Raw genomic sequence first — 8482 nt, forward strand, 5'->3', positions numbered from 1 at the left:
CTTGAACAACTCTATTATAACGTTCGCATCAGGTGGTTTTTTGCTATAAGCCTGGACTACACCACCCGCATAGCGGGTGGATTTTTGTTTCGCACGCTTCGCGAGCTCAACTGGCTTAAGCCACTATTAAAAACAGCTTCCTCGGAAGGAAGCCCTTTCCAGCTTCTCCTGTTGGATTATCATATGCCGGATGTCGATGGACTTGAAATGTTTGAGCAGATCCAGAAGGATGAATTCTCCAAGAAGCCGGCGATTATGATGCTTACTTCGGATGATCAACATCAAGCGATTAAACGCTGCAAGGAGCTCGGCCTTCACTCTTTTATCATCAAGCCGGTCAAACGAGGCCCGCTCATTCAAATGATCCGGGAAACCATTGGAGAGCAGCATCAAGAAAATCTGCCCATCCTGAAACCGCAGCCTTCCGTTTTGGCTGATCCCAGATCCAGCTTGAACATATTGCTGGTGGAGGATCATGAGGATAATCAGCTTTTATTCACTACGTTCCTGAAGAAGACGAAGCATCGGATTGAAATTGCAGAAAACGGAAATGAAGCGATAGAGAAGTTCACGGCAGGTCAGTACGATCTTGTATTTATGGATATTCAAATGCCGATCATGGACGGCTATTCCGCAACTCGGGAAATTCGGCGCCTAGAACAAGCCCATCGGAAACACAGAACACCGATTGTTGCCTTAACCGCTCATGCGCTTAAGGAAGATCGGGATCGCTGCCTTGAAGCCGGTTGTGATGATTATTTGACAAAACCGATTAAGAAGAAGGAACTGCTTGAGTTTATTGACAAATGGAGTCGGGGTGAATAATTTTGGAATTATCGAAATCGAATTATACGGTACACATTGATATAGATCTTGAAGAACTCATTCCAGCCTATTTGGAAAAGAGACGAAAGGACATTCAAACGATAGAGGCTGCACTTGGCTCCGATGATTTCGAAACGATCCGAGTGATTGGCCACAGTGCAAAAGGCAGCGGGGCCGGCTATGGCTTTGACTTGATTACTGAAGTCGGAGCCCAAATCGAACTGGCTGCCAAAGCGCAAAATCAGGCGCTCATCCGCGATAACCTGGAAACTTTGGCAGATTTCCTAGACCATGTGGTGGTGATTTTTGATGAAGAAGATGTATGAGCATACAGATGAGTGGCTTCAATCTCCAGAGCAGGTCAATCCCGCTCATGCGGTTTCGGCAAACTCACGGATCATATTGGTGGACGATGATGAAGATTTAAGACAATTAATTATTCATAAATTTAAACATTCGCAGCTGATCATTGATCAGGCCGGCAGTGTACAAAAAGCCAAGGAAATGCTGTATGAAAACCACTATGAATTGATTCTGCTGGATCTCATGATGGAGCCGGAATCCGGATATAAGCTGTTTGAATTTGTGAAGAACGACCCTAAATTAAAGTGGGTCCCCTTGATTGTTTTGTCCGGAAGCGACGATATTGACGACAAGGTAAGATGCTTAAGCATGGGGGCAGATGACTATGTGACCAAGCCGTTTCATTATAAAGAGCTGAACGCGCGCGTACAGCGCATTTTGGCCAGGTCGAAGCAGTTTGAGCAAATGGCGTTCTGCGACGCGCTGACCGGACTGTATAACCGGAGATATTTTTATAACCAGCTGGTTATTGAAATGGAAAGAAATCAGCGCTATCCGGTGCCGATCTCATTGGCGCTGGTGGATATCGACTATTTTAAGCAAATTAACGATACATACGGCCATCCGGTAGGCGATCAGGTTCTGCAGAGATTATCCTGTGTGCTGAAACAGAATCTGCGTCAATCGGATTTGGTAGCCCGGTATGGCGGCGAAGAGTTTGTAGTGCTGCTCACCAATACAACCGAGGAGCAAGCCGCAACAATCATGAACGGCGTTCTTGAGAAGGTCAGGAAGGTTTGTTTTGCCAAGGCAGGCACTGAAGATGTTCGGATTACTTTCTCTTCGGGCATCGCCCATTTAAGTCCAGACCTTAAGGTTCAAGAATGGATAAAAAGGACTGACAGCGTGATGTATCAAGCCAAAGAATACGGACGAAACCGTGTCATGACTTGGAACGAGCTCGCATCTGCCATCCGCGGCTGAAGGAAGCCTCCCGAAAGAGCTATCCAAAACGATTCTGTGTATCATGGATATCGGGCTGCTTCAAATCTACAGTTTCGAGCTGTTCAAGAAGATGAAACAAGACAGCCGTTTGCAGCACATGAAGGTAATGGCGATCGCCGCCGGATCCATGAAATCCAGACTCCACAGCCTTCCCGGCCAGGTGGATGATCACATGATCAAGCCGTTCTCGATGCTTGAGTTCAACTTGCGGTGCAGTAAATTGTTGAATCTGCGCTAGGGTCCGTTATGAAAAGACTGCGATAAAGACCCAGGATATGGAGGTATTATGGTTTGGTGTGACATTTCACACTTGTATGAAGCACATTTGCCAGCAAGTAATTTAAGTAACTCAATAGAGTTTTACAAAAAATTAGGATTAGAACTGGCCTATTCTCAAGAAAAACTGGCTTTCTTTTGGATTGTGAAAGGAGAAAGTTGGTTAGGATTATGGGAGAATGAAACCGTTACTATTCGTATCATCCTTCTATTCGTCATTTAGCATTTAAAGTGGAGAAAGAAGATATCAATAAAGCAAAAAAATGGTTGGAATCTGTAGGTATTGAAGTACGAACAGCTTTTGGTTTTAGTCCAGAAAACCAACCTTTAGTGCTTCCGAATAATCCTCAAGCACATGCAGCTATTTACTTTAATGACCCCGATGGGAATTCATTAGAACTAATTTCACCATTACGAATAGATGTTGAGGAAGATTTTAAAATGATGACTTTGAAGGAATGGGAAAAGAGATAAGAGGGCTAACTGTAGCTTTGTAGACAAAAATTTCATTAAGTTCAGTTAAAACAATTCCCTCAAATAATCTCGCCGTGCATGCAGGATACGATGGATGATAACTTTGCTTTGAATGCTCCTGTAAAAGACCAAATAGGGTGAAACCACGATAGACCGATATCCTCTCTGAATTAGAGGATAATCGTCTTCTTGGATTGCAATTTCACGCGAGCTTCCATACGGCGGTAAGCCTCATGGCTCATAACAACGAGATCAGCTTCCCCATTGCGAGTGAGCACGACCGGCTCATCAATTTCGTGGCAATATTTTGAGAACCCATTATAGTCTTTTCGAATCGTTGTGTGCGGTTTAATATTCATTATTTCAAACACCCCTTTCCAAGCCCCCAGACAAATACGAGCATCATGGGGGCTCGGAGCTTTACAATTAAAAACTTGCCGTCATTTGAGATTTGGCTTGCTAACAAGTGTGGTAGGATGCTTCACAATTTTTCTTTTACAACGATTACTTCTACACCTAACTCCTCAATTTTAACCAGTTCATCTTCAGGCGCATCCCAATCAGTGATTAATTTATCAAATGTATCAGCGGAACAGACCTTTAATATGGATTCAACCCCAATTTTTTCGGTTGGGTACAGGGCCATATTGCATTTTGAACTCCCAATTACGGCTTGTAAAAAACTTACCCCTTTGGATTTTTGAATTGACATTCCAAAAGAAGCCGAGAACCCGGCGCTTGTTAAGAAACTAATATCAAACCTGATATTTTTAACAAACTCAGCAGCAAAACTGTCACTGCACTGGCCTTTCTGGCTCAATTCGCCACCGACCATAATGGTTGTGATATTGTCATAGCTTCTGAGCTCATCGGCAATAATGATTGAATTCGTTACAACCGTAAAAGGGAACTCTTGGGGCAAATTTTTGGCCATAAAATAACCTACTGAAGCAGCGGTCAGAAAAACTACATCGTTTGCCTTGATATAGCCAATTGCTTTTTTAGCGATAGCAAAATAATTATCTTTTATCTCCGTAATGTCACGCGGCGTATAATTAGGTGGTGTAGTGTAGCCTCTCTGCAAAGCAGGAATCGCTCCACCATGCGTCCGTTTGAGCAGCCCTTTTTCTTCAAGAATGCGTAAATCACGTCTTGCCGTATCAAATCCGACATTAAACCTGGTTTGGATTTCACTCGCCTTGATCCTGCCTTCTTTCTCCAATATCTTCAAAATTTCTTGATGGCGTTCTTCCATAAACATAGCATCACTCACCTTTCCTAATTTTTTCAGTAAAGAGTTGCGCACCTCATTTACTTGATTCATATTATATAACGGATATTAACAATATTCAATTAATAAGTGCACTAAATGTTAATATTCGTTATAAAGTGTTAATTCGATATGCAAAATAGTCCATGATCCAAATATTTACATATTGTTTTTTACGTAATATAATAATTACGTAATAACATAATTCTCAAGACCATCCAAATGTAAAGCTGGTGATTTTAAATCATGACCCGTGACTTGAGCAGTGAAATCGATGTGCTAAAGAAACAAATGGCAGACCTTCAACAATTAGTTCATCGTTTTATGTTTGAACGAAACACAACAGGAAATTTGAATTCTCCAGAGACTACACCTAATGAATCAGGTATTCCGGACAACGATTCAAGCTCTGTTTTCTATTCTGGTCACGTTCGTCTTAACGGACAAGGGTTTAGATGGGAGCCTCAACAACGCCTAATGGATCAGCTTCTTGAATTGAATAGTGAGAAAGCTGCAAAAGTTCTAGCTGCTCTTGGCAATAAGCAGCGTTTGGACATCTTAAGGTCAGTCCTTAATGAACCTCTTTCTGGCTCTGAACTCGTCGACCGTTTAAACATGGGAACAACCGGTCAGCTTTACCATCACCTAAAGGCTTTAATAGGAGCTGATTTATTAGTTCAAGAACATGGGGGACGGTATGCCTTTCCCAATCACCGTTGTCTCCCCTTCCTTCTGTTACTAGCTGCTGTAAGCGACTTGCTGGAGACTAGTGATTATTTAGACATGATGGAAACAAGGAATAACGCCGGGCTTTATTTTGGGACAACGCAAAGCTTTGATGCCCACCACCTTCTTTGGGCTGTTGTTGAAAATTCACTCATTGAGCACCAGGCAGGGTTTTGCAGTGATGTTGACCTATTTCTACACGATGATGGAGGCGTGACCGTAACCGACAATGGTCGAGGTATTCCTGTCAGTGCGCTTCCAAGCACAAATATATCAAATGTTCAATCGACTTTAACCGATATTAATAGATTTAGCAGCAGTGCGCCATTCCAAGTTCCTGGGGCAGAGAAAGGCATTACCATTGCCGTTGTTAATGCCCTTTCGCAGAAACTAACCGTTGAAATTCGTCGTGATGGCAAGATTTATCGTCAAGAGTACAGACATGGTATCCCGCAATCCGGGCTACTGACTGTTGGAATATCGAATGACACTGGAACTAGCGTTACTTTTAAGCCGGATCCAGAGTTGTTTGGAACTGGTTTTGAACGAACTAAACTGGATCAACGTAAAAATGAACTCTTAGCGGCTTATCCGAATCTGTCCATCACTTTTCATGACTAAGACTCTGAAATAAAAGGAGGTATAAAATCAATGAACAGTGAGACCATTCAAAGCGTGGAAGATATTCTGAATATGCGGTTCAATACTTTCATGACCAGCATGTAAAAGCAGGAAACGTTCTCGAGTTAGGTTGTGGAGCCGGCAGAAATGCCGTCTATATGGCTCGACAAGGATGCAATGTTGATGCGGTCGATATTTCTCAAGAGGCTATAAATTGGGGAATAGAACGTGCCAAGGCAAACAACGTAGAGGTTAATTTTGTATGTAACAATATTTTTGACCTCAAAATCGAGCCAAAAGCCTACGACTTTATTTACGACTGCGGATGCTTCCATCATATCCTCCCCCATCGCAGAATTAGTTTTCTTGATATAGTGAAAAAAGGGTTGAAACCGGGTGGAACTTTCGGGTTGATTTGCTTCGCATTAGGAGACATGGGTACGGATATGACCGATTGGGAAGTATATCGGCAACGGAGCTTAAAGGGTGGATTAGGTTATACTGAGGAGAAGATTAAAGCCATCTTTAAGGACTTCGAGATCGTTCAGTCAGCTCATTATTTGGTGAATCCTTTTTATGGACAGCGTTATTCAGTAAGAAATAAATCACATAAAACCCGGGTGAACCGAAGAGACCGGAGAAAGCCTGCACTCTCCGGTCATTTTTGAGCTAAAGACGTGTAGAAATCAATTTTCCGATTAATCATCGCTTGATACGACATCAGTTGATCAATTTGGGATTTTACGTTTTTTTTTGTTGTTTAAGCATTTCAATACGTTGGTCAATAGTTTTGTCTTCTTGTACAAAATCCTTTATATCGGAAATGGTCATACCCGTCGCCCGAAGACAGCAGACAAATTCAAGCACTTCAATGTCTTTCGCTTCATACATGCGTATGCCGTTTTCATTGCGGGTAACAATGGGCATAATTCCTTCCTTTTCGTAATATCGGAGTGTATGGATAGATAAGCCGGTTTGATCGGATACTTGACCGATCGTAAAGCTCATGGTTACCCCTCCTTATAGTTCTTGTTTAGTCGGTCTGACAATGATTTCGTTGACAGCCGTATTTTCCGGTTGAGAAATGGCATACAGAATCGAATTGGCAATGGCTTCCGGAGGCAATGAAATTTGCATAGACTCGGTTATGCTTTTCTTGATTTCTTCATTAGAAATGGTATTAGGCAGCTCCGTGATTACTGCTCCGGGGCAAATAATCGTTGTGCGAATGTTGTTTTCAGCTTCTTCCTGCCTTAAAGCTTCCGTAATCGCCCGAACGGCAAATTTTGTTGCTGAATAGACAGCCCATGTCTTTCTTACGATGTGTCCTGTAACGGACGAAACATCGATAATATGCCCTTGTTTCCGTTCCCGCATATACGGGAGAACCGCGCCAATACCATAAAGCACGCCTTTAATGTTGACATCAATCATTTGATCCCATTCCGTTACCTTCTTTTCATGCAAAAAAGACAGCGGCATGATCCCCGCATTGTTCACCAGAACATCAATTTGTCCAAACGTTTCTAAGGTAAAACGCGCAAGCTTCTCCACCTCCGCTTGAGAGGTAACGTCAGTCACTTTATATACTGCTGTGCCGCCTTGTTGTTCAATGGTTGACTTAAGAGCCTGCAAGCGCTCCTCACGTCTTGCAGCAAGTACAACCTTAGCTCCGCTGCTCGCAAGCACTTTGGCAGTGGCTTCACCGATTCCGCTTGATGCTCCAGTTAAAATAACGACTTTCCCTTCAACATTTAGCATACCAGACCATCCTTCCATGATTAGGATGCTCTTAGTATAGGACCTAGAGTATACTCTAGGTCAAGGATGATGTGAATAAACTTGCTGATACACATAAATCGTCACCGATCCATAGGGATATTCTCTTACAGATCGAATTGATCATTTGTGAGTTTATCTTGCTCCCATAATCAATATTCTCCTTTAATTACAAAAAACGAGCCCCGAATAGTTCCAGCTAGTTTGGACTTCTGTCTGGCAAACTTAAACTTCCCTTCCAGCTCCTTTGGAACCTCCATCCCCTCGGAAAGCTTAAAGCCAACGGCCCGCTTCTTAGGGTCATCAACCGTATACATGACGTTGACCGCAAGACCGTCCTCATAAAAAACGTAGGCCATTTGGATATTTTCCACTTGAAAACGAGACGTTTCTAATGGTTTGGCCGAAAATCCAATATCGCGTTCTTCTTTCAAAATCCGGTTCACATAATCGAGGGTTTCCTGGCTTTCGCCAGCTGGCACAACCGTAAATTCATGCTTGTATTTGTTCATGAAGTAACGGGCTTCATTAGCGCGCAAACCGGCAAGCGCTTCTGCTACAGGTGAAGACTCTAAACCAATCGTAGACACATTTTTAAAATCAACGATGTAGGACATTCCCAACCCTCCTGTAAAATTTTTTCTTTATTTCCTTACAACCGGAATCCACATTTCGCCAAAAATGAAGCCGTCTCGCCGTCCCATCTCAACCGTTGTATTTGGTCCGCCCACATAGGCATAATTCTTTGCTTCCGGCAAGGCCTGACCAAAGGCAAGGCCAGTAAGCTTATTATTCAATTCTTCAGCCGTCTTCCCTTCCCCTTTAACAACCAAACAAGTGGAATAAGCCTTTACAGAAACAATCGATCACCCAATCGGTGTTCCATCGGGTAGTTTAAAATCAGGTTTTAATAGAACTACATCCCCCTTTTCGGGTATTCCTCCAAGAACTAATACCTCTGAATTAAACCCGGCTATACGACGCGGAGGAAAATGCTTCGTCGCTATACTTAATGGCTTAAAGTCTGAATCATAGAAAAATAGTCAATACTGCTCAGTAATAAGTAATAGGAGCGGATTGGCGATGTGGACCTCATTGAGCAGTAATGAAAATTTGATCATGGACATGTTTAAAGTGGCTTTGCAATTGGAAGAACCATGGAAGCTAACGCATATTGAGTTTGACAATCAGGATCAAGCCTGG

At 42.7% G+C, this 8482-nt stretch carries 11 protein-coding genes and 4 pseudogenes; 7 read left to right on the top strand and 8 right to left on the bottom strand.

All coding sequences use genetic code 11. From position 1 onward, the window contains the following. The 5 genes and pseudogenes from K7397_RS20835 to K7397_RS22265 form a co-directional block, all read left to right on the top strand. Positions 1-825, top strand: an 825-nt coding sequence (locus tag K7397_RS20835; protein WP_223070501.1) for a response regulator, incomplete at its 5' end; no start/stop codon positions are given. A 2-nt stretch (positions 826-827) separates the two neighbouring features. Beyond that, complete coding sequence (locus K7397_RS20840) at positions 828-1151, top strand: Hpt domain-containing protein (protein ID WP_223070502.1); 324 nt, start codon at positions 828-830, stop codon at positions 1149-1151. After that, a complete protein-coding gene (locus K7397_RS20845) occupies positions 1135-2112 on the top strand; it encodes a GGDEF domain-containing response regulator (RefSeq protein WP_223070503.1) in 978 nt (325 codons plus the stop codon). Before K7397_RS20840 ends, K7397_RS20845 begins: the two co-directional genes overlap by 17 nt. 43 nt (positions 2113-2155) lie before the next feature. Next, positions 2156-2371, top strand: coding sequence for a response regulator (locus K7397_RS20850; RefSeq protein WP_223070504.1), 216 nt, complete (start codon positions 2156-2158; stop codon positions 2369-2371). Between the two features lie 48 nt (positions 2372-2419). Continuing rightward, a pseudogene (locus K7397_RS22265) lies at positions 2420-2883 on the top strand (VOC family protein). A 45-nt stretch (positions 2884-2928) separates the two neighbouring features. Here K7397_RS22265 and K7397_RS21745 read toward each other — a convergent pair. The 3 genes from K7397_RS21745 to K7397_RS20870 form a co-directional block, all read right to left on the bottom strand. Then, positions 2929-3030 (bottom strand): hypothetical protein, encoded by a 102-nt coding sequence (locus K7397_RS21745; RefSeq protein ID WP_337926769.1) that lies wholly within the window; start codon positions 3028-3030, stop codon positions 2929-2931. A gap of 23 nt (positions 3031-3053) precedes the next feature. Then, positions 3054-3242 (bottom strand): type II toxin-antitoxin system Phd/YefM family antitoxin, encoded by a 189-nt coding sequence (locus K7397_RS20865; RefSeq protein WP_223070505.1) that lies wholly within the window; start codon positions 3240-3242, stop codon positions 3054-3056. A 122-nt stretch (positions 3243-3364) separates the two neighbouring features. Next, complete coding sequence (locus K7397_RS20870) at positions 3365-4144, bottom strand: DeoR/GlpR family DNA-binding transcription regulator (RefSeq protein ID WP_223070506.1); 780 nt, start codon at positions 4142-4144, stop codon at positions 3365-3367. Positions 4145-4399: 255 nt separating this feature from the next. Here K7397_RS20870 and K7397_RS20875 point away from each other — a divergent pair, with 255 nt between their 5' ends. Together K7397_RS20875 and K7397_RS20880 are read left to right on the top strand one after the other, a co-directional pair. Then, positions 4400-5500 (top strand): ATP-binding protein, encoded by a 1101-nt coding sequence (locus K7397_RS20875; RefSeq protein ID WP_223070507.1) that lies wholly within the window; start codon positions 4400-4402, stop codon positions 5498-5500. A gap of 131 nt (positions 5501-5631) precedes the next feature. Continuing rightward, positions 5632-6168, top strand: a pseudogene (locus tag K7397_RS20880) (class I SAM-dependent methyltransferase); the annotation flags it as partial. Between the two features lie 73 nt (positions 6169-6241). Here the strand turns inward: K7397_RS20880 and K7397_RS20885 are convergent. From K7397_RS20885 to K7397_RS21750, 5 genes and pseudogenes are all read right to left on the bottom strand, one after another. Next, positions 6242-6508, bottom strand: a complete 267-nt coding sequence (locus K7397_RS20885) for a MerR family transcriptional regulator (RefSeq protein WP_237691105.1) — start codon at positions 6506-6508, stop codon at positions 6242-6244. A gap of 12 nt (positions 6509-6520) precedes the next feature. After that, entirely contained in the window at positions 6521-7261 is a 741-nt protein-coding gene (locus K7397_RS20890) for an SDR family oxidoreductase (RefSeq protein WP_223070508.1), read from the bottom strand. Between the two features lie 170 nt (positions 7262-7431). After that, positions 7432-7896: a phage tail protein gene (locus K7397_RS20895; protein WP_223070509.1), complete on the bottom strand. Its 465-nt coding sequence runs from the start codon at positions 7894-7896 to the stop codon at positions 7432-7434. A 27-nt stretch (positions 7897-7923) separates the two neighbouring features. Beyond that, positions 7924-8112 (bottom strand): annotated as a pseudogene (locus K7397_RS20900) (effector binding domain-containing protein); the annotation flags it as partial. Positions 8113-8145: 33 nt separating this feature from the next. Next, positions 8146-8286 (bottom strand): annotated as a pseudogene (locus tag K7397_RS21750) (tRNA-binding protein); the annotation flags it as partial. Positions 8287-8482 lie beyond the last annotated feature (196 nt).

It is taken from the genome of Paenibacillus caui, from assembly GCF_019904135.1.
GTDB classification, from domain to species: Bacteria; Bacillota; Bacilli; order Paenibacillales; family Paenibacillaceae; genus Fontibacillus; species Fontibacillus caui.